General features: G+C 61.6%; 21 protein-coding genes. 16 read left to right on the forward strand and 5 right to left on the reverse strand.

Annotated features, from left to right (window positions below):
* Window positions 1-466: 466 nt before the first annotated feature.
* Window positions 467-2,047, forward strand: a complete 1,581-nt coding sequence (gene nadB, locus DFR38_RS06405; RefSeq protein WP_059287580.1) for an L-aspartate oxidase — start codon at window positions 467-469, stop codon at window positions 2,045-2,047.
* A 44-nt stretch (window positions 2,048-2,091) separates the two neighbouring features.
* Here the strand turns inward: nadB and DFR38_RS06410 are convergent, their stop codons facing one another.
* Window positions 2,092-4,389 carry a PAS domain-containing sensor histidine kinase gene (locus DFR38_RS06410; protein WP_244909890.1) on the reverse strand — a complete coding sequence of 766 codons (2,298 nt, stop codon included), beginning with the start codon at window positions 4,387-4,389 and terminating at the stop codon, window positions 2,092-2,094.
* Between the two features lie 159 nt (window positions 4,390-4,548).
* Here DFR38_RS06410 and DFR38_RS06415 point away from each other — a divergent pair, with 159 nt between their 5' ends.
* From DFR38_RS06415 to DFR38_RS06440, 6 genes are all read left to right on the forward strand, one after another.
* Window positions 4,549-5,553 carry a TRAP transporter substrate-binding protein gene (locus tag DFR38_RS06415; protein ID WP_199052147.1) on the forward strand — a complete coding sequence of 335 codons (1,005 nt, stop codon included), beginning with the start codon at window positions 4,549-4,551 and terminating at the stop codon, window positions 5,551-5,553.
* A 65-nt stretch (window positions 5,554-5,618) separates the two neighbouring features.
* The gene (locus tag DFR38_RS06420) at window positions 5,619-6,212 is read left to right on the forward strand and encodes a TRAP transporter small permease (protein ID WP_059286264.1); all 594 of its coding nucleotides are present in this window, start codon (window positions 5,619-5,621) and stop codon (window positions 6,210-6,212) included.
* The gene (locus tag DFR38_RS06425; protein ID WP_059286265.1) at window positions 6,212-7,540 is read left to right on the forward strand and encodes a TRAP transporter large permease; all 1,329 of its coding nucleotides are present in this window, start codon (window positions 6,212-6,214) and stop codon (window positions 7,538-7,540) included. Before DFR38_RS06420 ends, DFR38_RS06425 begins: the two co-directional genes overlap by 1 nt.
* 147 nt (window positions 7,541-7,687) lie before the next feature.
* Entirely contained in the window at window positions 7,688-9,973 is a 2,286-nt protein-coding gene (locus tag DFR38_RS06430; RefSeq protein WP_059286266.1) for an NADP-dependent malic enzyme, read from the forward strand.
* A gap of 76 nt (window positions 9,974-10,049) precedes the next feature.
* Window positions 10,050-10,301 (forward strand): PhaM family polyhydroxyalkanoate granule multifunctional regulatory protein, encoded by a 252-nt coding sequence (locus DFR38_RS06435; protein ID WP_059286267.1) that lies wholly within the window; start codon window positions 10,050-10,052, stop codon window positions 10,299-10,301.
* A 106-nt stretch (window positions 10,302-10,407) separates the two neighbouring features.
* Window positions 10,408-11,328, forward strand: coding sequence for a VirK/YbjX family protein (locus DFR38_RS06440; RefSeq protein WP_059286268.1), 921 nt, complete (start codon window positions 10,408-10,410; stop codon window positions 11,326-11,328).
* A gap of 70 nt (window positions 11,329-11,398) precedes the next feature.
* Here the strand turns inward: DFR38_RS06440 and DFR38_RS06445 are convergent, their stop codons facing one another.
* Window positions 11,399-12,001 carry a flavin reductase family protein gene (locus DFR38_RS06445; RefSeq protein WP_059286274.1) on the reverse strand — a complete coding sequence of 201 codons (603 nt, stop codon included), beginning with the start codon at window positions 11,999-12,001 and terminating at the stop codon, window positions 11,399-11,401.
* Between the two features lie 150 nt (window positions 12,002-12,151).
* Between DFR38_RS06445 and dnaE the strand changes: the two genes are divergently transcribed.
* The 9 genes from dnaE (at window position 12,152) to DFR38_RS06490 (ending at window position 24,365) form a co-directional block, all read left to right on the forward strand.
* On the forward strand, window positions 12,152-15,586 hold the full coding sequence (dnaE, locus tag DFR38_RS06450) for a DNA polymerase III subunit alpha (RefSeq protein ID WP_059286269.1): 3,435 nt from the start codon (window positions 12,152-12,154) through the stop codon (window positions 15,584-15,586).
* Window positions 15,587-15,884: 298 nt separating this feature from the next.
* Window positions 15,885-17,672 carry an ABC transporter ATP-binding protein/permease gene (locus DFR38_RS06455; RefSeq protein WP_059286270.1) on the forward strand — a complete coding sequence of 596 codons (1,788 nt, stop codon included), beginning with the start codon at window positions 15,885-15,887 and terminating at the stop codon, window positions 17,670-17,672.
* A 211-nt stretch (window positions 17,673-17,883) separates the two neighbouring features.
* Window positions 17,884-19,503 (forward strand): methyl-accepting chemotaxis protein, encoded by a 1,620-nt coding sequence (locus tag DFR38_RS06460; RefSeq protein WP_059286271.1) that lies wholly within the window; start codon window positions 17,884-17,886, stop codon window positions 19,501-19,503.
* 254 nt (window positions 19,504-19,757) lie between these two features.
* Window positions 19,758-20,360, forward strand: coding sequence for a DJ-1/PfpI family protein (locus DFR38_RS06465; protein WP_059286272.1), 603 nt, complete (start codon window positions 19,758-19,760; stop codon window positions 20,358-20,360).
* 88 nt (window positions 20,361-20,448) lie between these two features.
* Window positions 20,449-21,552, forward strand: a complete 1,104-nt coding sequence (locus DFR38_RS06470) for a PfkB family carbohydrate kinase (RefSeq protein WP_110313164.1) — start codon at window positions 20,449-20,451, stop codon at window positions 21,550-21,552.
* Window positions 21,549-22,475 carry a pseudouridine-5'-phosphate glycosidase gene (locus DFR38_RS06475; RefSeq protein ID WP_059284559.1) on the forward strand — a complete coding sequence of 309 codons (927 nt, stop codon included), beginning with the start codon at window positions 21,549-21,551 and terminating at the stop codon, window positions 22,473-22,475. The genes DFR38_RS06470 and DFR38_RS06475 overlap by 4 nt, the downstream gene beginning before the upstream one ends.
* 87 nt (window positions 22,476-22,562) lie before the next feature.
* Window positions 22,563-23,246 (forward strand): HD domain-containing protein, encoded by a 684-nt coding sequence (locus DFR38_RS06480; RefSeq protein ID WP_059284558.1) that lies wholly within the window; start codon window positions 22,563-22,565, stop codon window positions 23,244-23,246.
* A gap of 139 nt (window positions 23,247-23,385) precedes the next feature.
* Window positions 23,386-23,829 (forward strand): VOC family protein, encoded by a 444-nt coding sequence (locus DFR38_RS06485; protein ID WP_059284557.1) that lies wholly within the window; start codon window positions 23,386-23,388, stop codon window positions 23,827-23,829.
* Window positions 23,830-23,993: 164 nt separating this feature from the next.
* Window positions 23,994-24,365 carry a VOC family protein gene (locus DFR38_RS06490; protein WP_110313165.1) on the forward strand — a complete coding sequence of 124 codons (372 nt, stop codon included), beginning with the start codon at window positions 23,994-23,996 and terminating at the stop codon, window positions 24,363-24,365.
* 102 nt (window positions 24,366-24,467) lie between these two features.
* Here the strand turns inward: DFR38_RS06490 and DFR38_RS06495 are convergent, their stop codons facing one another.
* The 3 genes from DFR38_RS06495 to DFR38_RS06505 all read right to left on the reverse strand — a co-directional run bounded on the left by DFR38_RS06495 (window position 24,468) and on the right by DFR38_RS06505 (window position 26,784).
* Window positions 24,468-25,277, reverse strand: a complete 810-nt coding sequence (locus tag DFR38_RS06495; RefSeq protein WP_059284555.1) for a MetQ/NlpA family ABC transporter substrate-binding protein — start codon at window positions 25,275-25,277, stop codon at window positions 24,468-24,470.
* 83 nt (window positions 25,278-25,360) lie between these two features.
* Window positions 25,361-26,047, reverse strand: a complete 687-nt coding sequence (locus DFR38_RS06500) for a methionine ABC transporter permease (protein ID WP_059284554.1) — start codon at window positions 26,045-26,047, stop codon at window positions 25,361-25,363.
* Window positions 26,047-26,784 (reverse strand): methionine ABC transporter ATP-binding protein, encoded by a 738-nt coding sequence (locus tag DFR38_RS06505; protein WP_059284553.1) that lies wholly within the window; start codon window positions 26,782-26,784, stop codon window positions 26,047-26,049. The genes DFR38_RS06500 and DFR38_RS06505 overlap by 1 nt, the downstream gene beginning before the upstream one ends.
* Window positions 26,785-26,848: the final 64 nt, after the last annotated feature.

The raw sequence follows: 26,848 nt of genomic DNA on the forward strand, positions 1-26,848 counted from the left end.
CCTATCGGTTATTCTGTTTTTTAAAGAGCGGTGCAGGTCGCTGCGTTTCGTTTCCGTCGCTGCGTTGTCTGCTGAGGAGGCGAACTATACCGCCCTGACCCACCCTCGTCAACACTTTGTGCGAAGAAAAGTGCAGATTTTGCTGAAACCCCGGCCCGCTACGCGCTAAGTAACTGAGCAACAAGCAACTATGCCGAGGGGGTTTTATTGCATCGCAGCAGCGATCTGCCCCGCCGTCTCAACCAGGTCGACATTGCGCATCTGCTGCGTCGGCTTGATCGCCCGGATCATCCATATAAAACGGCTGGCTGGGCAGCCTGCGGAGAGACTTAATCGAACCCGGCCATGCCGGGCGGGATGGGCGGACACATATATATAGAGCCAAGGCTGATGCCGCCCGACGACTGTTCTGCTACTCTTTAGCCTTCTGCAAACTGCCCTACTCCGCCTGACGGCGGCATCTGCCATGCTCAAGTTTGATGTTCTGATTATCGGTAGTGGTCTGGCCGGCATGACGCTGGCCCTGCATCTGGCTGCTACTCGCAAAGTTGGCCTGATTACCAAGCGCGATCTGCTGGAAGGCAGTTCGACCTATGCCCAGGGCGGTATCGCCGCCGTGCTGGATACCGAGGATTCGGTTGAGGAGCATATCCGCGATACGCTGATTGCCGGTGCCGGGCTGTGCAATGAGGAGGCGACACGCTTTATCGTGGAGCATTCCAAAGAGGCGATTGACTGGCTGATCGCGCTGGGTGTGCCGTTTACCCGTGACGATACCCACAAGACCGGCTATCACCTGACGCGCGAGGGTGGCCACAGCCATCGCCGCATCATCCACGCGGCTGATGCGACCGGTGCTGCCGTGACTTCTACACTCGGTCAGAAGATCAAGGCGCATCCGAATATCACGGTACTGGAAGATTTCATTGCCATCGACCTGATCACTTCACGCAAGCTGGGCCTGGAGGGCAAGCGCTGCTACGGCGTGTATGCGCTGGACAAGACGCTGGACCAGATCGTCACCATTGCCGCCAAGCACACCATGCTGGCTTCCGGTGGGGCGGGCAAGGTTTACCTCTACACCACCAATCCGGATACCGCGACCGGTGATGGCATTGCCATGGGCTGGCGTGCCGGTTGCCGGGTGGGCAATATGGAGTTCATCCAGTTCCACCCCACCTGCCTGTATCACCCGCACACCAAGTCTTTCCTGATTTCCGAAGCGGTACGTGGCGAGGGGGGCATTCTGAAGCTGCCAGACGGTACCCGCTTCATGCCGGATCACGACCCGCGGGCGGAACTGGCACCGCGTGATGTGGTGGCACGTGCCATCGACTTTGAAATGAAGAAGCATGGCCTGGACTGTGTCTATCTGGATATTTCCTACAAGCCGGCCAATTTCATCAAGGAACACTTCCCCAATATCTACGCTCACTGCCTGGAACTGGGTATCGACATCACGCAGGAGCCGATTCCGGTGGTGCCGGCCGTGCACTTTACCTGCGGCGGCCTGGTGACCGACCTGACCGGCCATACTGATGTAGACGCGCTGTATGCGGTGGGTGAAGTGGCCTGTACCGGTCTGCATGGCGCCAACCGTCTGGCCAGCAACTCGCTGCTGGAGTGTCTGGTGATTGGCAAGGCAGCCGCCGAGGACATTCTGGCCGCACCGGACATCACCCTGCCGCCGATTCCGGACTGGGACGACAGCCAGGTAACCGATACTGATGAAGAAGTGGTGATTTCACACAATTGGGACGAGCTGCGCCGCGCCATGTGGGACTATGTCGGCATCGTGCGTACCAATAAGCGGCTGATGCGGGCACTAAGCCGGATTCGCCTGCTGTCCGAGGAAATCAACGACTACTACAGCAACTTCCACGTCACCAACGACCTGATCGAGCTGCGCAATCTGGTGCAAACCGCCGAGCTGATCGTGCGTTCGGCACTGCTGCGCAAGGAGAGCCGTGGCCTGCATTACAGCCGCGACTACCCTGACATGCTGGAAGAAACACAGGAAACCATCCTGCAGCCCAGTCAACACTAGGTACTGGCTGGCGATGTGACAACGGCACCCACGGGTGCCGTTTTTCATGTGCCGTCGCTGCTGCGCCGTAGCGGCAGAGTGAACCAGAATACGCAGCCGCCCGCCACCGTGGAATTGACGCTGAATTCGCCACGATGAAACTCGACGATGGAACGGCAGATATTCAAACCAATTCCCATGCCATCAGGCTTGGTGGAATAAAACGGGGTAAACAGCTCTTTCTTGATATTGTCGCTCAGGCCAGGCCCGTTATCTGCCACCTCCACCCGCCAGAACGCTGGTCCCACCGTGGTGCGCACCACGATATGCGGCCGCCGGGTTTGCGCCTCGACCATGGCTTCGATGGCGTTCTTCATCAGATTAAGCAAGACCTGCTCGATCAGTACCGGGTCCATGTCCAGCCGGCAGTCTGTGCCGTCCTGCTCGATCACCAGCTGCACGCCGGCCTTGAAGGCCATCATCTCGGCCAATCCTGCTGCCCGCGCCACCACGCGCGCGGGATCGACATTCTCCAGCTGCGGCTCGTGTTTTTTGACAAAGGCGCGGATGCTTTTGATGATCTGCCCGGCGCGTTGCGCCTGCTGGCTGATGGCCGCCACGGCCTCGCGCACGCCGGATGGCAATTCCAGCCGCTCCGGCAGGCGGCGCGCCAGCCCGGCCGAGTAAGTACTGATGGCGGTGAGCGGCTGATTCAGCTCATGCGCCAGGCTGGAGGCCATCTCGCCCATGGCAATCAGGCGCGAGGTAGTCTGGAAGCGCTCCTGCTGCGCCTGCGCCCGCCCTTCCCGTTCGCGCTCTTCGGTGACATCGGTCAGAATCACCAGCCAGGCGGGCTCGCCACTGACCCACTCCAGCCGGCGCCGGTGCATCTGGAACCACTGCGCGCCATCTTGCAGGGTGAACTCGCTGGCCAGATCATCCTGCTCCGGCTCATCGCGCAAACCGGGCAACAGCAGGCAGCACGGCGCATCCGGCTCGTCGGCCAGCCACAAATAGGAAAAGGTGGGATTGCCGTATAACAGCTGCCCGCTGAGCTGGCTGACCACACAGACACCCGCCTGCATGCCGTTAAGCACGGTGAGGAAGCGCTGGTGCGAGGCATTCAGCGCCAGCCGCTGGCGTTTGCGCTCGGTAATGTCGAACAAGGCGGCAATCCAGCCACGATGGCTGCCATCGCGCTCGATCAGCGGCGTGGCATACAGCCGCACCTCGACAAATTCGCCATTCTGGCACTGAAAGCGCAGCTCGAAACCCTGCTCTGGCTGCATGCCGTGCCTGACCGCATCCATGGCCGCACGCATTTGCTGATGATCGGCACTGGGCCAGAAGACATGGGGCGGGCGCTGGCCCACCAGTTGCTCCGGCGCATAACCCAGCATTTCGCAAAATGCGCGGTTGACCCGCAGTATTTCCCCTTCCAGGCTGATGGCGACCAGGCCACTTTTCATGCAGTCCTCGATGGCCTGGCGCAGCGACACTTCGGTGGCCAGCGCATGTTCGGCACGCGAGCGTTCACGCATGTGGCGACGAATGCGCCAGATGGAGTACAGCAGGGCTGCGGCCAGCAGCATGATCAGCCCGGTCAGCACCGGCAGGGTCAGCCCCAGCCCGGAACGATAGCTGACGGCACGCAGATACACGCCAAAGCCTGGCGGGTCGAAGCTGGTCTGGTGGGAAATGGTGCCGGGGTGTTCGGAAGGGTCGAACTTGCTGGCCAGGGTGCGGCCGCCGACATCGACAAAGCTGATGTAGTTTTTCGAGGCGATCCACCACGGCACCTGGCGGTGCAGCAATTGATCGAACTGATACACCAGGCGGATGCTGCCCAGATATTTCTCGTTGGCAATGATGGGCACCGCCAGGTCGAAGCGGTACTTGCCATCAGCACGGCGGTAGGGTTGGCCATAGGACGCGCGGCGCAAGCGCGAGGCCCGCCACACCGCGTCGAACTCGTCGCCATGCAATACCTTGCCGGGAGCGACCTGTCCGTGCTGGTCGCGTATCAGCATGCCGTTCTGGTCGAACTGCTGCACCTGCAGTACTTCCGGGCTTTCCCGCATGAAAAATGCGGCCGAGGGCACAAAACGCTCGGGCTGCAGCTTGCCAGCGGCGATATCCGCCGCCATGCCCTCGGCCCACTCCTGCTGCGCCTCCATGTGCAGGCGCATCGACTGTTCCAGCCACAGCACTTCCTGGATGAGGTTGTCGTGCTGTTCATCCACCCAGTCGCGATACACCAGATAAAACAGCCCCCCCAGCGCCATGACCAGGGCAATGAGAGTCAGCGAGGTGCCCAGCCATAACAGGCGGGGGGAACGGCGGCGGGCAAGCAGATCAATCACGTGCATAAGCGGGTAAGGGAAAACCCCAATGATGAAGTCCCCAATGGCATGTTGTTGGCGCGCCTTCTACTTTACACGGTATTAACAGCCCGCAGACAAGGGCTGTAATACAAAGCAAAAACATTCAACGCAAACGGAAACAGAAACGGAGAGACTCATATGAAACTGAAAATTGCTGCCCTGCTGATTGGCGCTTCCTTCGGTGTGGCCGGCATGGCCCAGGCTGCTGGCGAAATCGTCATCAAGTTCAGCCACGTGGTATCGCCGGACACCCCCAAGGGCAAGGCCGCCGAATACTTCAAGAAGCTGGCGGAAGAGCGTACCCACGGCAAGGTCAAGGTTCAGGTCTACCCCAACAGCCAGCTGTACAAGGACAAGGAAGAGCTGGAAGCCCTGCAGCTGGGCGCGGTACAGATGCTGGCCCCGTCGCTGGCCAAGTTTGGCCCGCTGGGCGTGAAGGAATTCGAAGTTTTCGACCTGCCTTATGTGTTCGACAACTATGACGAAGTGAACAAGGTGATGCACGGTGCCATCGGCAAGCAATTGCTGGGCAAGCTGGAAAGCAAGGGCATCAAGGGCCTGGCTTACTGGGATAACGGCTTCAAGAACTTCTCGGCCAACAAGCCGATCAAGTCGCCGGCCGACCTCAAGGGCCTGAAGATCCGTATCCAGTCGTCCAAGGTACTGGAAGAGGAAATGCGCTCGGTAGGCGCGCTGCCGCAGGTGATGGCCTTCTCCGAAGTGTACCAGGCGCTGCAGAGCGGCGTGGTGGACGGCACCGAACTGGAAGCCTCCAACCTGTACACCAGCAAGGCCTACGAAGTGCAAAAGCACCTGACGCTGACCCAGCACGGCTTCCTGGGCTATGCCGTGATCGTCAACAAGAAATTCTGGGACGGCCTGCCGGCTGACGTGCGTACCCAGCTGGATGGCGCCATCGTCGATGCGTCCAAGTACGCCAACGACATCGCCAAGAAGGAAAACGACCGCTCGCTGGCCGCCATCAAGGCTTCCGGCAAGACCCAGGTCTACACCCCGACGGCCGCTGAACGTGCGGCCTTCAAGAAAGCCATGCTGCCGGTTCACGCCAAGATGGCCGAACGCATCGGTCCGGACCTGCTGAAGGCGATCTACAAAGAAACCGACTTCCACGCCAACAACTGATCGGCCCATGCATGGAGCGTGCGTGCTGCGGCACCCACGCTCCTTTTTGCTGAAAGAGAACAATCATGCTGAAATTCCTCGATCACCTTGAGGAGTGGATGATTGCCCTGCTGATGGGAAGTGCCACCCTCATCACCTTTGCCGCAGTATTGCACCGCTACGGCTCGGGCATCGACGCTCTGCAACCCTATCTCGCCCACATCAACATGGCCTGGGCCCAGGAACTGACCATCTACCTGTTTGTGTGGATGGCCAAGTTCGGTGCGGCCTATGGCGTGCGTACCGGCATCCACGTGGGCGTGGATGTGCTGATCAACCGCCTGTCGGACAAGAACCGCGCCAAGTTCATCATCTTCGGCCTGCTGGCCGGTGCCCTGTTCACCGGGGTCATTGCGGCACTGGGCAGTGATTTTGTCTGGGAAATCGCCCATACCGACCAGACTTCGCCCGATCTGGAAGCACCGATGTGGCTGGTTTACCTGGCCATTCCCTGCGGTTCCACCCTGATGTGCTTCCGCTTCCTGCAAGTGGCCTGGAACTTCATCAAGACCGGCAGCCTGCCCAAACATGATCACGGCCATGTCGATGGCCTGGAAGAAGGTGCCGAGGATCTGGACAATCTGCACCCGCATGACCTGAACCACGGAGGCAAGCACTAATGACCACGCTCATCATTTTCGGTCTGCTGCTGACGCTGATGCTGACCGGCATGCCGATTTCCATCTCGCTGGGTCTGACGGTACTGACCTTTCTGTTCACCATGACCGAAGTACCGATCCAGTCGGTAGCGCTCAAGCTGTTTACCGGCATCGAGAAGTTCGAAATCATGGCGATTCCCTTCTTCATCCTGGCGGGCAACTTCCTGATGCACGGCGGCGTGGCCAAACGGATGATCCGCTTTGCCACCACCCTGGTGGGCCACTGGTATGGCGGCCTCGGTCTGGCTGGCGTGGTGTCCTGCGCCCTGTTTGCCGCCATTACCGGTTCCTCGGTTGCCACCGTGGTGGCCGTGGGTTCCATCATCCTGCCGGCCATGGTCAAGCAGGGCTATCCGCAGCGCTTTGGTGCCGGTGTCATCACCACCTCCGGCGCACTGGGCATTCTGTTTCCGCCCTCCATCAACCTGGTGATGTACTCCATCGCCACCGCCGGCATGGATGTCACCGGCCCGGATGGCTCGCCGGTAAGCACCGCCTCGGTCGGCCAGCTGTTCATGGCCGGGGTATTGCCCGGCCTGTGTCTGTCGGTATTGCTGGGCCTGACCACCTGGTATCGCGCCAAGAAGTTCGACTACCCGCGCCTGCCGCGCGCCAGCTGGGGCGAGCGCCTGCAAGCCTTCCGTGAATGCGTGTGGGGCCTGTTGCTGATCGTGCTGGTGATCGGTGGCATTTACAGCGGCATCTTCACGCCGACCGAAGCCGCTGCCATGGCCGCGGTCTACGCCTTCATCATTGCCGTGTTCGTCTACAAGGACATGGGGCTGAAGGATGTACCGCGCGTGCTGGTCAATGCCGCGTCGATGAGCTCGATGCTGCTGTACATCATCACCAACGCCGTGCTGTTCTCCTTCCTGATGGCATCGGAACAGATCCCGCAAGCCATGGCCGCCTGGATGACGGCACAAGGTCTGGGCATTGTCGCCTTCCTGCTGGTGACCAACATCCTGCTGCTGGCAGCCGGCAACTTCATGGATCCATCGGCCATCGTGCTGATCATGGCGCCCATCCTGTACCCGGTGGCGGTCAAGCTGGGGGTCAACCCCATCCACTTCGGCATCCTGATCGCCGTCAACATGGAAGTCGGCATGTGCCACCCGCCGGTGGGGCTGAACCTGTACGTGGCCTCGGGCATCACCAAGATGGGCATTACCGAGCTGACCGTGGCGGTATGGCCATGGCTGCTCACCATGCTCGGCTTCCTGATCGCAGTAACATATATTCCTGGCATCTCGCTGTGGCTGCCGCGAATGTTAGGTATGATGCAATAACAGCAGGACAGGGCCAGCTACGCGGCAGGGATGAACACCCTCGCCGCGTAGCTTGTCTGACAGGACCATAGCCCCGGTAGAGGGTTAGCCCTTATAATATTGAGCTAAATTCAAAACGACCATAAGAAACCACCCAGGAGTTCACGAATGGACGAGCAACTGCGCCAAGCCGCACTCGATTTCCACCAGTTCCCTCAGCCCGGCAAGATTCAAGTATCCCCGACCAAGCCGCTGGCTACCCAGCGAGATCTGGCCCTTGCCTACTCCCCCGGTGTGGCCGCCCCGTGTGACGCCATCGTGGAAGACCCGCTCAATGCCTACAAATACACTGCCCGCGGCAATCTGGTAGCCGTGATCACCAACGGCACCGCCGTGCTGGGCCTGGGCAATATCGGCCCGCTGGCCGGCAAGCCGGTGATGGAAGGCAAGGGCGTGCTGTTCAAGAAGTTTGCCGGCATCGACGTTTTCGACATCGAACTGAACGAAAACGACCCGGACAAGCTGGTCGACATGATCTGCGCCATGGAGCCGACCTTCGGCGGCATCAATCTGGAAGACATCAAGGCCCCCGAGTGCTTCTACATCGAGAAGAAGTGCCGCGAACGCATGGGCATTCCGGTCTTCCATGACGACCAGCACGGCACCGCCATCGTGGCCGCTGCCGCAGTACTGAACTCGCTGCGCCTGGTCGACAAGGACATTGCCAATGTCCGCGTGACCGCATCCGGTGCCGGTGCGGCCGCCATCGCCTGCCTCGACCTGCTGGTGGCGCTGGGCGTGAAGCGCGAAAACATCACTGTCTGCGACTCCAAAGGCGTGATCTACCAGGGCCGTGACGAAAAGCTGGACGAATCCAAGCAGCGTTACGCCATTGCCGACAACGGCAAGCGCAAGCTGGCCGACGCCATGGTTGGCGCCGACATCTTCATGGGTCTGTCCGGCCCGCGCCTGGTGACCCAGGATATGGTCAAATCCATGGCCCCGCATCCGGTGATTCTGGCCATGGCCAACCCGGAACCGGAAATCCTGCCGCCGCTGGTCAAGGAAGTCCGCCCGGATGCCATCATCGGTACCGGCCGTTCCGACTTCCCCAACCAGGTCAACAACGTGCTGTGCTTCCCCTTCATCTTCCGTGGTGCGCTGGACGTGGGCGCCACCACCATCAATGAAGAAATGAAGCTGGCCACCGTGCGCGCCATTGCCGACCTGGCCATGGCCGAGCAGTCCGACGTGGTGGCTTCCGCCTATGGCGACCAGGAACTGTCCTTCGGCCCGGAATACGTGATTCCCAAGCCCTTCGACCCGCGCCTGATCGTCAAGATCGCCCCGGCCGTGGCCAAGGCAGCCATGGACTCCGGCGTGGCCACCCGCCCGATCCAGGATTTCGACGCCTATGTCGATCAGCTCACCCAGTTCGTGTACAAGACCAACCTGTTCATGAAGCCGGTGTTCTCGCAAGCCAAGAAGGAAAGCAAGCGTGTCGTGCTGACCGAAGGCGAAGACGAGCGCGTGCTGCATGCCACCCAGGAAATCGTGCTGGCCGGCCTGGCCAAGCCCATCCTGATCGGCCGTCCGAGCGTGATTGAAAAGCGTATCGAAAAGCTGGGCCTGAAGATGGAGATCGGCAAGGACTTCGAGCTGGTCAACAACGAATCCGACCCGCGCTTTGCCGAATACTGGAAGGACTACTACAACCTGATGAAGCGCAAGGGCGTTTCGCAGGAACAGGCCCGTCGCCGCGTGATTGGCAATACCACGCTGATCGGCGCGCTGATGGTCCGTCGCGGTGATGCCGATGCCATGATCTGTGGCACCTACGGCACCTACCGCCAACACTTCGAAATCGTGGAAACCGTGCTCGGCTACAACAATGCCGACAAGGTGGCCGGTGCGATGAATGCGCTGATCCTGCCGACCGGCAACATCTTCATCACCGACACCTATGTCAACGCCAAGCCGGATGCCGTGCAGCTGGCAGGCATCACCAAGATGGCTGCCGAAGCCATGAAGCGCTTTGGTATCGCACCGAAGGCCGCCCTGCTGTCCAACTCCAGTTTTGGCACCATCAACGGCGAATCCGCCGACAAGATGCGTACCGCACTGGAGCTGATCCGCGAAGCCCAGCCTGATCTGGAAATCGATGGTGAAATGCAGGGCGATGCCGCCCTGGTGGAAGCCATCCGCACCCAGGCCATGCCGGACACCACGCTGAAGGGCTCGGCCAACCTGCTGATCATGCCGAATGTGGAAGCCGCCAACATCAGCTACAACCTGCTGCGTGTATCGGCCTCCGACGGCGTGACCATCGGCCCCATCCTGATGGGCATGACCAAGCCGGTGCACATCCTGACCCCGATTTCCTCGGTGCGTCGCATCGTCAACATGGTGGCCCTGGCCGCCGTGGATGCACAGGTAGCAGCCAGCAACAGCTAACTGCTCATCTTTGGTCTTATACTGAACGGGCAAGCAGGCGCTTGCCCGTTTTTTTATATGACAAGGAGAGCCAGCCATGAGCGCCGATTTCAATCCTGCCGATCCATTCGCCATGTTCCGCCAGTTCTGGCAAACTGCCACCCCGGCCAGCGCCCAGCCTTTCCTGCCGCCGATGAGCGAGGAGGAAATCGACCGCAAGCTGGCCGAGCTGCGCGTGGTGGAAGGCTGGCTCACCATGAACCTGGGCATGCTGTCGATGCAGATGAAAACCCTGGAAATGCAGCGCGCGGCCATGGTGGCACTCAAGCCGCGTGACGAGAAAAAGTAAGCTGTCACAAACGGTCACCACCCAGGGACAAGCCGGCCAAAGACGCCGGCTCCCGGATCAACAATAATGCTGCTCCGTGCATGAACGGCTTTTAGAAGAACTCTGCGTGAAATCAATCGAATCGGCTTCGGGGCCACACCCCGCCCGCCTGCTGGGCCAACTGGCCAGCGGGACATTCTCCCGCCGCGACTATCTGGACGAAGGCAAAAACCGTATCAAGCTGGCACTGCGCACCCTGCTGACCCTGCCGGCCAGCTACCGCTGGATGGGCTTTCTCGCCAGCCAGCCATTAATGCTCGACTATCTGCGGCTGGCCCCGCGCCTGGCACAAAAGCTGCACCGCCCTTATCTGCACCGCGGACTGGGCAACGCCGCCAAGGCCGCCATGCTGCAGCAACACTACAGCCGGGTGCTGCAACTGCCCGCCGGCTTGCGCGGCAAGCTGCTGTCACTGGACAACCTCAGGCTGGCCAGCGTCAGCGGCAAGGACGACAGCCAGTTTGGCTGGGTGCTGGGCCATAACCACACCTTCGACAAGGAAGGCGAACTGTCGCTGCAGTTCGTCGACGGCCAGCAGGTGGCGCTGGCCACCCTCACCTTCACCCTGTGTCAGTACCAGGGCCAGCACGTGGCGCTGGTGGGTGGCCTGCAAGGGCCGCGCAAGGAATTCGGCCACGAATGCATCCGCACCGCCACCAAGGCTTGCCACGGGCTGTTTCCCAAGCGGCTGGCGCTGGAAGCCCTCACCGTCATTGCCCGCGAAATGGGCTGCCAGCAGGTGCTGGCCGTGTGCAAGGACAGCCATATCTACAGCTCCTGGCGCTATCGGCGCGAATTCCAGGCCGATTACGACAGCTTCTGGCTGGATATCGGTGCCGAGAAAATCAATACCGAATATTTCCGCATCCCCTTCCCCATCCCGCGCAAACCGATGGAAGAGATTGCCAGCAAGAAGCGCAGCGAATACAACCGTCGCTATGCCTTGCTGGACGAGATGGCCAGCCAGATCGTGCAGTCGCTGCACTGACACCAGCCGGAACAGCCACAAAAAAAGCAGCCTTGCGCTGCTTTTTTGCTGGCGGATGCCAGAGCCGCGCTCAGGGGCGGGCCAGGGCGAAGTCCTCATGCACCAGGGTATAGCCATCGCCAGCCAGTTTGCCGATGGGATGCAGGGCCTGCAGATTGATCCGGCCGGCCTGGTATACCGCATCATCCACATGCACATGGCGGATTTCCCCCAACACCAGCGTGCTGCCAGCGGCACCATGGCCCAGATCCAGACAGCTATGCAGGGTACATTCATAGCGCACAGGTGAACGGGCCACGCCGGGCGCTTTCACCAGCTTGCTGCGCACTTTTTCCAGCCCGGCCAGATCAAACTCGTCCACTTCCGCCGGATAAGCCGCACAGGACTGGTTCATTTCCTCCACCAACTCCTGGCTGACAATATTCACTACAAACTCACCGGTGGCGCGGATATTGGCCAGGCTGTCCTTGTCGCTGCCATCCGGCTTTTTCAGGATGGTCACCGCCAGCATGGGCGGATTGAGCCCGGCGACGGTAAAAAAGGAAAACGGCGCCAGGTTGGCCACGCCTAGCAAATCCTGCGTGCTGAGCCAGGCAATGGGACGCGGCAGCACACTGCCAGTCAGTAATTTGTACAGGCTGGTGCCATCCAGCTCCCTGACATCACAATCCATATCGCTCACCGCTTGACTGAGTCTGCAATGCCACCATTCTAATGCTGCGTCGCAACACAAGAAAAGACCCAATGACCGCCCGTTACCGCCCGCGAGGATAATCTTGCCGCGCACATGGTGCAGATGCCGCGCTGCCGGTAAAATGCCGGGATGAACGCACCCCGCTTTATTCATCTTCGCCTCCATTCGGAGTTTTCCATCACCGACGGCATTGTCCGCCTCGACGACGCGGTAAAGCGTGCGCAGAAGGACAATATGCCTGCCATGGGCATGTCGGACCTGATGAATCTGTTCGGCATGGTCAAGTTTTACAAGGCCTGCCGCAGCAAGGGCATCAAGCCCATTGTCTCGGCCGATATCTGGCTGGAAAACGAAGAAGACCGCGACAAGCCCACCCGCCTGCTGCTGACGGTGAAAAACCGCGAAGGCTATCGCCGCCTGTGCGAGCTGCTCACCATGGCCTTCACCCATAACCAGTACCGTGGCCGCGCCGAAATCAAACGCGCCTGGCTGGAACAGGGCGACAACAGCAATCTCTTGTGCCTGTCCGGTGCACAGCACGGCGATGTGGGCGTGGCACTGGCCATGGGCCAGCGCGAAGAAGCCATGCGCCGGGCGCAATACTGGGAAAGCCTGTTTCCCGGCAGCTTTTATCTGGAAATCCAGCGCGTCGACAACCCGCAGGTGGAAAGCGTGCTGCAGGCCACGCTGTGGCTGGCGGGTGAAACCGGGCTGCCGGTGGTGGCCACCCATCCCATCCAGTTCCTCGATCCGGACGACTTCAAGGCGCACGAGGCACGGGTGTGCATTGCCGAGGGCTACACCCTGGGTGACAAGCGCCGCCCGCGCAATTTCTCCGAATGCCAGCATTTCCTGACCACCGAGCAGATGCTGGAACGCTTTGCCGACATCCCGGAAGCGCTGGAAAACACCGTGGAAATCGCCAAGCGCTGCAATATTTCCGTGGTGCTGGGCAAGAACTACCTGCCGCTATTCCCCACCCCGGAAGGCATGACGCTGGATGACTTCCTGGTATACGAGGCCAAGCGCGGGCTGGAAATGCGGCTGGAACAGCTCTATCCCGATCCGGACGAGCGGCTGGCGCGCCGCCCGGAATACGATGCCCGGCTGAAGTTCGAATGCGACACCATCATCCAGATGGGCTTTCCCGGTTACTTCCTCATCGTGGCGGACTTTATCCAGTGGGGTAAGGCCAATGGCTGCCCGGTGGGGCCGGGCCGGGGTTCCGGTGCTGGTTCGCTGGTGGCCTACAGCCTGAGCATTACCGACCTCGACCCGCTGCGCTACGCCCTGCTGTTCGAGCGTTTCCTGAACCCGGAACGGGTATCCATGCCCGACTTCGACGTCGACTTCTGTCAGGAAAACCGCTGGCGCGTGATCGAATACACCCGGCAGAAATACGGCGAAGAAGCCGTCAGCCAGATTGCCACCTTCGGCACCATGTCGTCCAAATCGGTGATTCGCGACGTGGGCCGCGTGCTGGACCTGCCCTTCGGCCTGTGCGACCGCCTGTCCAAGCTGATTCCGCTGGAGGCCAACAAGCCGCTGGGTCTGGAAAAGGCCATGGAGGTGGAGCCGCAGATCGGCGAAGTGATCGAATCCGAAGGCGCGGGCGAACTGATCGAACTGGCAATGAAGCTGGAAGACCTCACCCGCGGCATCGGCATGCACGCCGGTGGTGTGCTGATTGCCCCCGGCCGGCTGACCGACTTCTGCCCGCTGTATATCGCCAGTGCCGATGGCGCTTCGCCGGTATCACAGTTCGACAAGGACGACGTGGAGCAAATCGGCCTGGTGAAGTTCGACTTCCTGGGCCTGCGCAACCTCACCATCATCGAACTGGCCCAGCGCTACATCAAGCAGGTCAGCAATGAGGACGTGGACGTTGCCCACCTGCCGCTGGACGATGCCGACGCCTACAAGATTTTTGCCAGTGCCAACACCACCGGCGTATTCCAGTTTGAATCCTCCGGCATGAAAAAAATGCTGGTGGAGGCCAAACCCAGCAAGTTCGAAGAAATTATCGCCTTCGTGGCGCTGTACCGTCCGGGCCCGATGGACCTGATTCCCGACTTCATCCAGCGTATGCACGGCGCCAAGTTCGAATACCTGCACCCGCTCTTGGAACCGGTACTGGCACCGACTTACGGCATCATGGTGTATCAGGAACAGGTGATGCAGTCCGCCCAGGTGATTGGCGGTTACTCGCTGGGCGGTGCCGACTTGCTGCGCCGCGCCATGGGTAAGAAGAAGGTAGAGGAAATGGTGGCGCAGCGCGCCATGTTCGTGCAGGGTGCCGCCAAGCAGGACATTCCCGAAGCCAAGGCCAACGAAATCTTCGACTACATGGAGAAGTTCGCCGGCTACGGCTTCAACAAGTCGCACGCGGCGGCCTATGCGCTGGTGGCTTACCACACCGCCTGGCTCAAGGCCCACCACTGCGCCGCCTATATGGCGGCCACCATGTCCACCGAACTGGACAACACCGACCAGCTCAAGGTGTTCTACGACGACGCCACCGACGCCAAGAACGGCCTGCGCTTCCTGCCGCCGGACGTCAATCACAGCTATTACCGCTTTGTGCCGGTCAGCCGTCAGGAAATCCGCTACGCGCTGGGCGCGATCAAGGGCAGTGGCGAATCGGCGGTTGATCACATCGTGGCGGTGCGCGAAGCCAGCGGCCCCTACACCAGCCTGTTCGACTTCTGCCAGCGCACCGACAAAAAGCTGGTCAACAAGCGGGTGATCGAGGCGCTGATCCGCGCCGGTGCCTTTGACAGCATCGAAGCCAACCGCGCCAAGCTGTTTGCCAATGTCGGCCTGGCCATGGAAGCCGCCGACCAGGCTCACGCCAATATCAATCAGGGCGGCCTGTTCGACATGTTCGGCGACGATGTGGCGCCGGCGGTGGAAATGGTGGAAACCCGCCCCTGGAACGACGCGGTCAAGCTGGCGGAAGAAAAAGTCGCCATCGGCTTTTACCTGTCCGGCCACCCCTTCTCGGCTTATGCCCAGGAAGTGCGCGCCTTCATCAAGACCACGCTGTCGCGCCTGTCTCCACGCAAGGAGCCGCAGCTGCTGGCCGGCTTTGTCACCGGCATCCGCGTCAAGATGGGCAATCGCGGCAAGATGGCCTTTGTCGAGCTGGACGATGGCAGCGCCAAGCGCGAAATCAGCCTGTTTGGCGACAGCTATGAAAGCAATCGCAACCGGCTGAAGGAAGACATCGTGCTGGTGGTGCAGGGCAAGGTGACGGAAGACGCCTTCTCCGGCGGCCTGCGCATCATGGCCGACCGCCTGTACGATCTGGGCGAGGCGCGCAGCCGCTTTGCCCGCGGCCTGTCCTTGCAGATGAACGGCAATGCCGATGTCGGCAAGCTGAAAACCCTGCTTGGCCCTTACCGCGACGAGGAAAACGGCTGCCTGGTACGCATCAGCTACAGCAATGCCCAGGCCCGTGGCGATGTCGCCCTGCCGCAAGCCTGGGGGGTGCGGCTGGATGACGGCCTGCTGCTGGCCTTGCAGGACTGGCTGGGCGAGCAGTGCGTCAAGATGCTGTGGTAGTCCGCCACTGAGCAGACAGGCCCGGCCATGCCGGGCCCGCTCATCGCTGGCTGGCGCGCCGCGCGCCGCCCGCCGTCTTTTTCCAGCCGCCCGCAGCACTTTTTCATGACTTGGCAGACGAAGGTGATTGGCGTGGTGGCTGGCGCAAAGTATGCTGGGGCCTCGCCATGGCCTGCGGATACGCATGACGGGCCAGGCATGCCGCTGCACCGCCAGACCGGGACAAGATGCTGTAGCGCAGCGCCCGGCCTCCGGCAGCCAGGCATGGGTTGGCTGTGAGTTTGACTGAAGGGGAAACATGAACTGGAATCAGGAACTGAGCAATAGCCTGCTGTGGATTGCCAAAGCCTATGGCCTCACCTGCCTGTTGTTTGTGCTGACGGTGTGGGCGCTGGTACGGCTCACCAGTTGGGGGCGGCAATTCTGGCAACTGAGCGGCAGCTATTTCAGCCTGCGGCGCAGTGCCAAACCGCTGCTGGGATTGGCCTTGATCCTGCTGCTGACCCTGGCGGGCGTACGGCTGGACGTGGTGTTGTCCAACTGGAGCAACGGGCTGTATACCTCGCTGCAGCAGTTGAATGAAAGCCTGTTCTGGAGCTTTGTCCGCATTTTCTGCATCCTGGCCAGCATCCATGTGCTGCGCAGCCTGTTCAGCTTTTACGTCAACCAGAGCTTCTCCATCCACTGGCGCGCCTGGCTGAACGAGCAATTGCTGCAGAAACTGCTGCAGAACGACTCCTTCTACCGCCTGCAATACCTGCCGCAGCGCAGCGACAACCCCGACCAGCGTATCCAGCAGGATGTGAGCAGCTTTGTCAGCAGCTCGCTGGGCTTGTCGATGGGCGTGGTCAGCTCGCTGGTCTCCACCCTGGCCTACACGCTGATCCTGTGGAACCTGTCCGGCCCGCTGCACCTGCTGGGGGTGGACATCCCGCGCGCCATGGTGTTTGCCGTCTTCCTGTATGTGCTGATCGCCACCGTGCTGGCGGTGAAGATCGGTCGTCCGCTGGTGCGGCTGAACTTCCTTAACGAACAGTACAACGCCAATTACCGTTACCTGCTGGTGCGCTTGCTGGAGTATGCGGAAAGCATCGCATTTTATGCCGGTGAAAAAGTGGAAGGCATGCTGCTGCGCAGCCGCTTCGGCCAGATCATCCACAACAACTGGCGCATCGTGTTCCGGTCGCTGAAATTCCAGGGCTTCAACCTGATTGTCAGCCAGACCGCGGTGGTGTTTCCGCTGATCGTGCAGGCGCACCGCTTTTTCTCCAAGCAGATCACCCTGGGCGACCTGATGCAAACCTCGCAGGCCTTTGGCACCCTGCATGACAATCTGTCTTTCTTCCGCAATGCCTACGACGACTTTGCCGGCTACCGTGCGGTACTGAACCGTCTGTCCGGTTATTGCGACTCCATGCAGGAAGCCGCCGCCCTGCCGCGCCCGGACATACGCAGCGACGGCACCCGGCTGGCACTGGAAAACTTCAGCCTGCAAGCCCCGGATGGCCGTACCTTGCTGGAGCAGGTCAATCTGGACATCGCGAGCGGCAGCGCCCTGCTGATCCGGGGCGCCTCCGGCAGCGGCAAGACCACCCTGCTGCGCAGCCTGGCCGGGCTGTGGCCTTATAGCAGCGGACAGATCATCCGGCCACAGCAGGGGCTGATGTTCCTGTCGCAAAAGCCCTACCTGCCGGGCGGCACGCTGCGCGATGCACTGTATTACCCCGCCAGCGCGCCGGCTGCTGCCGCACAGGAAGCCGCCATGGTGCTGCAAACCGTGCAGCTGGGCCATCTGCAGGGCCGGCTGGATGAAGAACGCGACTGGAGCCAGACCCTGTCGCTGGGCGAGCAGCAGCGGCTGGCCTTTGGCCGCTTGCTGCTGAACAAACCGGCCATCGCCTTCCTCGACGAAGCCAGCTCGGCGCTGGATGAAGGGCTGGAAGACGCCATGTACCGCCTGCTGCGCCAGCAATTGCCCGCCACTACCATCGTCAGCGTGGGCCACCGCAGCAGCCTGTTGCAACACCACGGGCTGCAATTGCAAATCCTGGAAAATAGCCGCTGGCAATTGGCCAGTACCCACTAAAGCCAGCGCAGTCCGCCACCCACGCCAGACCGCACCGCCAGATGGTGCGGTCTTTTTTTGCCGCTTGACCGGGCAGGCGCCAGCCCGTAGGCTCTGCCTGCGTGAAAAAACCCTACAAATGTCATGAATCGATGCTATACGTATAGCTACGTAGCAAGAATACTTGGTCGTTGCCACGGCAAGCGGCCCTTAACCTAGCAAGGACTTTCCCATGACCATCATCAGACGCCTCATGCTGACCCTGGCCATCGCCCTGCTCGCCCTCTTGCTGGTGGGTGGCTTTGGTGTGTACCAACAAAAACAAGCCAGCAACCGTTTTGAAGACACCATCAGCAACCTGGCCCCCAGCGTGCGCGACCTGAATGGCATGGTATATGCCTTCATGGATATCAAGAATGCCATTACCAAGCATTCGGTTTCCCATACTCCAGGTGAAAAAGCGGCGGCAGAAGCCATGTCCGGTGAAGCCGACAAGAAACTGGATGACCTGATCAACGACTACGAGAAAAACCTGATCTCGGACGATCACGACCGTCAGCTGCTGCAGGATGACAGGGTCAAACTGGCCGCTTATCGTACCGAACGCAGCAAATTCTTCGAACTGGACAAGGGGGGCAAAGAGGATCAAGCCGATGCCATGCTGCGCGACGGCCCCTTGGCCATCGCCGGCATAGAATTGCGCAAGGCCTTCATTGCCCACACCGAGTACAACCTCAAGCTGGCTTTCGACACGCTGGAAACCAACAAGGCTGCCTACAACAGCGCCTTGCTGCAAACCGGTGGCGTGATTGCTGTTGTCCTGCTGCTGGTGCTGTACATGGGCGTGGTACTGTTCCGCACCATCAGCCGCGGCCTGTCGTCCATCCAGAGCACCATGCAGCAGGTCAGCCAGTCGCTGGACTTCACCCAGCGCGCACCGCAGGTGAGCAAGGATGAAATCGGCCTGACCGCTGCCGCGTTCAACAGCCTGCTGGATGGGCTGCAACGCAATCTGAAATCGATACTGGATGGCGCACGCTCGGTGGCCGATGCCTCGCAAGGCCTGTCGCAGACCGCCACCCAGGTGGCTGCCGCCGCCGACTCGCAGTCGGCCTCTTCCGCCAATATGGCGGCCACCATCGAACAGATGACGGTCAGCATCAACCACGTAGCCAGCCGCGCCAGTGAATCACGCGATCTGGCCCACAATGCCGGCACGCTGGCACAGCAGGGCTCCAGCACCATCTCGCAAACCATCAGCGACATCCGCGAGATTTCCCAGGCGGTGGACAGTGCCGCCGGCAGCATCCGCGAACTGGATACCTACAGCGCCCAGGTGGATACCGTGGTGGGGGTGATCAAGGACATTGCCGACCAGACCAATCTGCTGGCACTGAATGCCGCCATCGAAGCAGCCCGCGCCGGTGAAATGGGCCGTGGTTTTGCCGTGGTGGCCGACGAGGTACGCAAGCTGGCCGAACGCACCAGCAGCTCCACCCAGGAAATCTCCTCGACCATCAGCGCCATGCGTGACCGCTCGCGCCAGGCCACCGAGCAGATGCACTCGGCCGAAGAACTGGTGCGCAACGGGGTCAGCCGTGCCGACCATGCCGATGGCGCCATCAAGCAGATCGGCGAAGCCACCGGCAATACCGTGCACATGGTCAGCGAGATTTCCGATGCCATTACCGAACAGGGCAAGGCCACCAACAATATCGCGGTGCAGGTGGAGCAGATTGCCCAGATGACCGAAGAGTCCTCCAGCGCGGCACAGGAAGCCGCCAGCAGTGCCCGCCATCTGGACGAACTGGCCCGCCAGCAAATCAGCACCCTCAGCCAGTACCGGCTGTAAGCCTCCCCGCCATGGCCGCCATGCTGATGCTGGCGGCCATGTACGCCCCCCGCTGCCACGCAGCTTTATGACCCGATTTCCCGCCCGGCAAGATCTTTATCGCCAACAATCGATAACAGCAGCATAATCCTGTCTCCTGCCCGCCAGACCAACAGCATGCCGCAGCCCTTGGCCCCGCTGACAAAAGCCCTGCGCAGCAATGCCATGTCATTTTGTCAGCGACCGTCCGCCGGCTGCGCGCCTAAGGAGACAGCATGAAAATCGCCATCGTCACGTTTCAGGGTTTCAACGAGCTGGACTCGTTCATTGCCGCCGGCATGCTTAACCGCATGCAGCCACATGGCTGGGAAGCCTGCATCACCAGCCCGAGTGAACAGATCACCTCGATGAACGGTGTCACCGTGCGCGCCCAGCAACCGCTGGAGTTTGCCAACCAGGCCGACGTGGTGCTGTTTGGCAGCGGCGTCATGACCCGTGACTTCGCCAACGACCCGGAACTGCTGGCCCGCCTGCAGCTCAATCCGGCCCGCCAGCTGATTGGCGCACAGTGTTCCGGCACCCTGCTGATGGCCAGGCTGGGGCTGATCGACAAGCTGCCGGCCTGTACCGACCAGCGCACCAAACCCTGGGTGGAACAGGCCGGCATCGAAGTGCTTGACGCACCCTTCCATGCCAGCGGCAATCTGGCCACGGCCGGCGGCTGCCTGGCGGCGCAATACCTGGCCAGCTGGGTGATGCTCAAGCGCAGCAGCGAAACCGCCACCCGCGAAGCATTGGATTACGTGGTGCCGGTAGGGGAAAAGGCCAGCTATACCAACAAGCTGCTGGACACCGTGCGCCCCTTCATCAGCGGCTAGCGCGCGCGGCCAGACCGCCCGGCGGCTTGACCCGGGCCGGTGACTGCGACACAATCAAACAAAGGTTAGCATTACGGACATTTGTTTGATGACACAACGTGAGCAGGAAATCCTGCAACTGCTGCGCCAGAACCCGCTGATCCCGCAGCAACAGCTGGCAGACCAGCTGGGCATCAGCCGCTCGGCGGCAGCCGGCCACATCATGAAGCTGATGCAAAAAGGCCATATCCTGGGCAAAGGCTACATCCTGGCCGAGACCCGCTATGTGGTGCTGCTGGGCGGGGCCAATATGGACATTCGCGGCAGCACGCCGGCCAGCCTGCGCTTTGGCGACTCCAATCCCGGCCAGGTCAGCTGCTCGCCCGGAGGCGTGGCGCGCAATATTGCCGAGAATCTGGCGCGGCTGGGAGCGGATTGCCGGCTGCTCAGCGCCGTGGGCGACGATCTGTATGGCCGCTCGCTACTGGACTCCACCCAGCGCGCCGGGGTGGATGTGCGCCCGGTGCTGGTGCTGCCGGACGCCGCCACCTCCACCTATCTGTCCATCCACGGCCCGGATGGCGACATGGCCATCGCCATCAACGACATGCAGGTGCTGAACCGGCTGGATGCCGCCAGGCTGGCCCCGCAGCGCGAGCTGGTCCGCCATGCCGGCCTGATCGTGGCCGACGCCAACCTGTCACCCGACGCACTGGCCTGGCTGTTTGCCGAAGCCGAACAACAGCCGGTGTTTGTCGATACCGTGTCAGCCTTCAAGGCCGAACGCATCCGCCCCTGGCTGGGCCGCATCCACACCATCAAGCCCAATCGCCTCGAAGCCGCCACCCTGTCCGGCCTGCCACTGGCTGGCCCAGCCGATGCGCCGGCCGTCGCCGACTGGTTTCACCAGCAGGGCGTGCAGCAAGTCATCCTCAGCCTGGCGGGTGACGGCGTGTTCTACAGCAGCGCCGCAGGCCAGGGCTGGAGCCCGGCCCCGCAGGTGGACATCGTCAACGCCACCGGCGCCGGCGATGCGCTGATGGCTGGCCTGGCCTGGGGCTGGCTGCAACAATTGCCGCTGGCCGAAGCGGTATGCCTGGCCCAGGCCTGCGCCGCGCTGACCCTGAGCTGCGCCGCCACCAACAACCCTACCCTGTCGCTGGCCGCCATCCAGCAGCTGTGCCCAACCCTGTCTTACCCGGAGCCATCATGACCCAACACGCTTACCTGGACATCCATCCCGAAGTCGCCGCCGCCCTGGCCGCCGGCCAGCCGGTGGTGGCACTGGAATCCACCATCATTTCGCATGGCATGCCCTATCCGCAGAATGTGGAAACCGCCCTGCAAGTGGAAGCCGAAGTGCGCGCCCATGGCGCGGTGCCGGCCACCATTGCCATCATCAATGGCCGGCTGAAAGCCGGCCTCAGCCGCGCAGACATCGAAGTGCTGGGCAAGAACGGCCGCGAGGTGGTCAAGGTCAGCCGCCGTGACATCCCCTTTATCGTGGCAGCCGGCCAGACCGGTGCCACCACCGTGGCCTCCACCATGATCGTGGCCGCCATGGCCGGCATCCGCGTGTTCGCCACCGGTGGCATTGGTGGTGTGCATCGCGGTGCGCAGCAGAGCTTCGACATTTCTGCCGACTTGCAGGAACTGGCGCAGACCCCGCTGGCCGTGGTGTGTGCCGGGGCCAAGTCCATTCTCGACCTGGGCCTGACCCTGGAATATCTGGAAACCCATGGCGTGCCGGTCATCGGCTATCAAACCACCACCCTGCCGGCCTTCTTCAGCCGCGACAGCGCCTTCAAGGTGGACTACCGCCTGGATAGCCCGGCCGCCATCGCCGCCGTGATGAAAGCCAAGTGGGAGCTGCAACTGCAAGGCGGCATGGTGGTGGCCAACCCGATTCCCGCGCAATACGCCCTGTCCAGCGCCAGCATCGATGCCGCCATCGAACAGGCCCTGGGTGAAGCCAGCGCACAAGGCATTGGCGGCAAGGAATCCACCCCCTTCCTGCTGGCACGGGTATGCGAACTGACCGGTGGCAACAGCCTGGCCGCCAATATCCAGCTGGTGCTGAACAATGCCCGGCTGGCGGCCGCCATTGCCGGCGACTACTGCCGTCTGCACGGCTGAGCCACCTGCCCGCCCCTGCTGCCGCCATGGTTGACGCCGGCTGGCGGCAGGGGTGTAATCAACGGCCCGCCAAACCAATACCCTGCCATGAACGCTCCCTCTGCCCCCCTGCCCCTGTCCGACACCCCGCTGCTGCAATACTGGCAACAACAGCTGATCGCGCTGCTGCAACAGCAAGCGGCCGACGATGATGGCGCGCATGACCTCAGCCATTTCCATCGCGTCTGGGCTGCCGCACGGCACATCCTGCAACAGCACAGCGAGGCCGATGCCCTGGTGGTGCTGGCTGCCTGCTATCTGCATGATCTGGTCAATCTGCCCAAGAACCACCCGCAGCGCGAACAGGCGTCGCGCATGGCCGCCGCCAAGGCCGGCCCGCTGCTGCAGGCGGCCGGTTTTCCTGCCGACAGACTGCAGGCCGTGGCCCACGCCATCGAGGCACACAGTTTTTCCGCCAATATCACGCCACGCACGCTGGAAGCACAGATCGTGCAGGATGCCGACCGCATGGATGCGCTGGGAGCCATTGGCCTGGCGCGCATGTTTTACACCTCCGGCCGCATGGGTCGCCAGCTGGCGCACGCGGATGATCCGCTGGCCAGCACACGCCAGCTGGACGACCGTGAATACGCGCTGGATCACATCGAGGTCAAGCTGGAAAAGCTGCCGGCCATGATGCAGACGGCAGCCGGACGTGCCATGGCGGAAGAACGCCTGCAGCGGCTGCGCACCTTTCGCCAGCAGTTTGTCGAGGAATGGCTGGCCCGCTGAATGCCGTACTTCACCGGATGGGCAGCGCCAGCACTGCGGCGTATGATGGGACAAAAGTCGTCAAGAAAAGAAGCGCCCTGCCCGGCGGTTTTGCATCAAACCACGGCAGGCCATGGCGCTTCCATAGAGGAGATGTCCCATGGAATACCATTACGGAAGACTGCTCGACCATGTTCACCTTGTCGTGTCCGACCTGCCGGCCAGCAAGCGCTTTTACCGCGCCGTGCTGCAGGCCCTGGGACGTGAACTGACCGGTGAAGGTCCGGATTATTTCTGGGCCGACGAACTGTTTGTCTCCTGCGGCAGCCCGGCCAGCCGCAGCCATGTGCATCTGGCCTTCCAGACAGCCGATCCGGGCCGGGTGCAGCGTTTTTATCAGGCCGGGCTGGCCGCCGGCGGCAGCGACAATGGCCAGCCGGGCGAACGCCCCTACCACGGTGGCTATTACGCCGCCTATCTCACCGACCCGGACGGCAACAATATCGAAGCAGTGTTCCACGGCCCGCACTGGCGCAGCGCTGCCTCTATCCAGGTGCAGCCGCGCTGCCAGGATGTGGCGGCACCGTTTACCGTGTGTGAATAAGCCGCCGACAAGCGCAACCGGTTTGGCCTGCGCCGGATGATCAGCGCCTAGTGCCGGCCGGCATGAGACAGACGGCAAGACCAGCCATGCCCATGGCGCAGGCGTTTTCAACGCCGCATCACCGCAGCACAGCAAACGATGAAGGACTTTTTCAGGAGAACATCATGATTGGCTACGTCACTCTCGGCAGCAACGACCTGCAGCGCGCTGCCGCCTTCTACGACACCTTGCTGGCCGGCATCGGTGCCAGCCGCCTGTGGGAAATGGACCGTGGCATCTGCTGGGGCACCCATCCGGAGCGGCCACAACTGGCCATCATGCGGCCATTCAATGGCGAGCCGGCCACGGCAGGCAACGGGGTGATGGTGGGCTTTTATCTGGACAACCGTGCCGACGTCGACAAACTGCACGCTCATGCACTGCAGCTGGGCAGCCAGGACGAGGGCGCGCCCGGCCTGCGCGGTGACGACTTCTACGGTGCCTATTTCCGCGACCTGGATGGCAACAAGCTGTGTTGTTTCACCATGGTCAAATAAAAAAACGGAGGGCCATGCCCTCCGCACAAGTCTTGTAGCCAGGAGTGTTACAAGAAAACCGTATCCGGGCCGCCCACCAGGGCGGCCCTTTGCATGGCCGGCTTATTTCCAGCCCTGCGGGAATTTGTAGCCTACATACTTTTGCTTGGCCCAGTCGCTGAAGGCGCGGGAGTTGTAGGCGGCAATCACATCACGCGCCCACGGCTTGCCGGCATCGGCCGCCCGCACCACACCCCAGTTGACATAGGCATAGCTCTTTTCCTGATAGATGGCCTCGGTCAGCTTGATGCCGGAGCTGGTGGCGTAGTTGCCATTGATCACGGCAAAGTCGACATCATTGCGCGAACGCGGCAGCTGGGCAGCTTCCAGCTGGACAATCTTCAGCTTCTTCACATTCTGGGCAATATCCCGCTCGGAGGCGGTCAGCGGATTGATGCCCGGCTTGAGCTTGACCCAGCCCAGATCGTTCAGCATCACCAGCGCACGGGCAAAGTTGGACGGATCGTTTGGTGCGGAAACCGTGCTGCCATCCTTCACGTCCTTGAGCGATTTGAGCTTGCCCGGATAAATGCCCAGCGGAGCGGTCGGCACCTGGAACACTTCCTTCAGGCTCAGCTTGTGTTCCTTGACGAAGCTGTCCAGGTAAGGCTTGTGCTGGAACACGTTCACGTCCAGCGCGCCTTCCTGCAAGGCCAGATTGGGACGCACATAGTCTGTGAATTCCACCAGCTTCACGCTATAGCCCTGCTTTTCCAGGATGGGCTTGATCGACTGCTTGACCATGTCGCCAAAGTCACCCACGGTGGTGCCAATCACGATTTCCTTCTTGGCCGGGTCGGCAGCCAGGGCAGAACCGGCCACGGCCAGGCCCAGCAGCGAGGCGGCCAGCGCCTTGATGACAAATCTACGCATACGAACTCCTTGCGATATACAGGTAGGGGAAAATGCCGGGCTGGGCTGGACAGGCCAGCCCGCCCGGTCTGGAATCAATCCGCTCAGCGCTTGTCCAGCCGCGCGGCCAGACGGTTGCCGACAAACTGGATGATCTGCACGATCAGCACCAGCAGCAGCACCATGGCCACCATCACGTCGGTCTGGAAGCGGTAATAACCATAGCGGATGGCCAGGTCGCCAATGCCGCCACCACCCACCACCCCCGCCACGGCGGAGTAACTCAGAAAACTGATGGTGAGAATGGTCAGGCTGGAAATCAGCCCGGAGCGCGCCTCGTTCAGCAGTACCTTGACGATGATCTGCAGCGGGCTGGCGCCCATGGCCTCGGCCGCCTCCACCACCCCGCGCGGGATTTCACGCAGGGTTTGCTCCACCAGACGGGCGAAATAGGGAATGGCGGCAAAGGACAGCGGCACGGCAGCGGCCACCGGGCCGATGGTGCTGCCGACGATCAGCCGGGTCAGCGGCACCAGCGACACCATCAGGATGATGAAGGGGAAGGAGCGCACCAGGTTCACCGTCCAGCCCAGCAGGCCATGGACCCAGCGGTTGGCAAACAGCTGCCCCGGCTGTGACAGGTACAACACGATGCCCAGCGGGCCACCCAGGGTAATGGCGGCCGCCAGCCCCACCGCCAGCATCAGCGCCGTTTCGCGGCAGGCCTGCCAGATTTCCGGAGCCATGCTGGCCAGATCAGCCAGCGCAGCGGCAAAAGTCAGTTCTTCCATTACGCGGCCTCCAGCAGCGAGCGCGCCAGCGCCGAGCGGGCATCCACTTCTGCCCCGTTGACTTCCACCACCTCCACCACGCGACCGGCATCCAGTACCGCGGCACGATGGCAGATGGAGCGCACCACATGCATTTCGTGGGTGACAATCACCACCGTCACGCCAAAGCGTTGATTGATATCCTTCAGGCAATCCAGAATGGATTGGGTGGTCTTGGGGTCGAGTGCGGAGGTGGGTTCGTCCGCCAGAATCACCTTGGGCCGCGGCGCCAGCGCACGGGCAATGCCTACCCGCTGCTTCTGCCCGCCGGACAGCTGCGCCGGATAGTGCCCGGCCCGGTCGGTCAGGCCGACAATCTCCAGGCACTCGGCCACGCGGCTGGCGATGTCTGCAGCAGACCAGCCGGCAATTTCCAGCGGAAAGGCGATATTGCCGGCCACCGTGCGATTGGCCATCAGGTTGAATTGCTGGAACACCATGCCCAGTTGCTGGCGCGCCCGGCGCAGGGCCTTGGCATCCAGCGCGGTCAGGTCCTGCCCGGCCACGATGACGGCACCGGAATCAGGCCGCTCCAGCAGATTGATCAGTCGCAGCAGCGTGGATTTGCCGGCACCGGAAAAGCCGATCAGGCCGAACACTTCGCCGGCAGCAATCGACAGCGAGGTATCGCAAACAGCATCAAACCAGCCGCCGTCGGGGCGGCGAAAGCGCTTGCAGATATTTTGCAGATGAATCATTCAAACACTCCAGAATGCAGAAAGCCCGCCAATGACTGCGGCGGGCTGGGCATGGAATCTTTGA

Origin of the sequence: Aquitalea magnusonii, from assembly GCF_003202035.1 — a bacterium.
GTDB lineage: Bacteria > Pseudomonadota > Gammaproteobacteria > Burkholderiales > Chromobacteriaceae > Aquitalea > Aquitalea magnusonii.

Coding starts and splice junctions, on each gene's coding strand:
- DFR38_RS06470 (WP_110313164.1), top strand. CDS start 20,449: ATGACACAACGTGAGCAGGAAATCCTGCAACTGCTGCGCCAGAACCCG.
- DFR38_RS06500 (WP_059284554.1), bottom strand. CDS start 26,047: ATGGAAGAACTGACTTTTGCCGCTGCGCTGGCTGATCTGGCCAGCATG.
- DFR38_RS06430 (WP_059286266.1), top strand. CDS start 7,688: ATGGACGAGCAACTGCGCCAAGCCGCACTCGATTTCCACCAGTTCCCT.
- DFR38_RS06495 (WP_059284555.1), bottom strand. CDS start 25,277: ATGCGTAGATTTGTCATCAAGGCGCTGGCCGCCTCGCTGCTGGGCCTG.
- DFR38_RS06420 (WP_059286264.1), top strand. CDS start 5,619: ATGCTGAAATTCCTCGATCACCTTGAGGAGTGGATGATTGCCCTGCTG.
- DFR38_RS06445 (WP_059286274.1), bottom strand. CDS start 12,001: ATGGATTGTGATGTCAGGGAGCTGGATGGCACCAGCCTGTACAAATTA.
- DFR38_RS06455 (WP_059286270.1), top strand. CDS start 15,885: ATGAACTGGAATCAGGAACTGAGCAATAGCCTGCTGTGGATTGCCAAA.
- nadB (WP_059287580.1), top strand. CDS start 467: ATGCTCAAGTTTGATGTTCTGATTATCGGTAGTGGTCTGGCCGGCATG.
- DFR38_RS06475 (WP_059284559.1), top strand. CDS start 21,549: ATGACCCAACACGCTTACCTGGACATCCATCCCGAAGTCGCCGCCGCC.
- DFR38_RS06415 (WP_199052147.1), top strand. CDS start 4,549: ATGAAACTGAAAATTGCTGCCCTGCTGATTGGCGCTTCCTTCGGTGTG.
- DFR38_RS06485 (WP_059284557.1), top strand. CDS start 23,386: ATGGAATACCATTACGGAAGACTGCTCGACCATGTTCACCTTGTCGTG.
- DFR38_RS06460 (WP_059286271.1), top strand. CDS start 17,884: ATGACCATCATCAGACGCCTCATGCTGACCCTGGCCATCGCCCTGCTC.
- DFR38_RS06480 (WP_059284558.1), top strand. CDS start 22,563: ATGAACGCTCCCTCTGCCCCCCTGCCCCTGTCCGACACCCCGCTGCTG.
- DFR38_RS06435 (WP_059286267.1), top strand. CDS start 10,050: ATGAGCGCCGATTTCAATCCTGCCGATCCATTCGCCATGTTCCGCCAG.
- DFR38_RS06425 (WP_059286265.1), top strand. CDS start 6,212: ATGACCACGCTCATCATTTTCGGTCTGCTGCTGACGCTGATGCTGACC.
- DFR38_RS06490 (WP_110313165.1), top strand. CDS start 23,994: ATGATTGGCTACGTCACTCTCGGCAGCAACGACCTGCAGCGCGCTGCC.
- dnaE (WP_059286269.1), top strand. CDS start 12,152: ATGAACGCACCCCGCTTTATTCATCTTCGCCTCCATTCGGAGTTTTCC.
- DFR38_RS06465 (WP_059286272.1), top strand. CDS start 19,758: ATGAAAATCGCCATCGTCACGTTTCAGGGTTTCAACGAGCTGGACTCG.
- DFR38_RS06505 (WP_059284553.1), bottom strand. CDS start 26,784: ATGATTCATCTGCAAAATATCTGCAAGCGCTTTCGCCGCCCCGACGGC.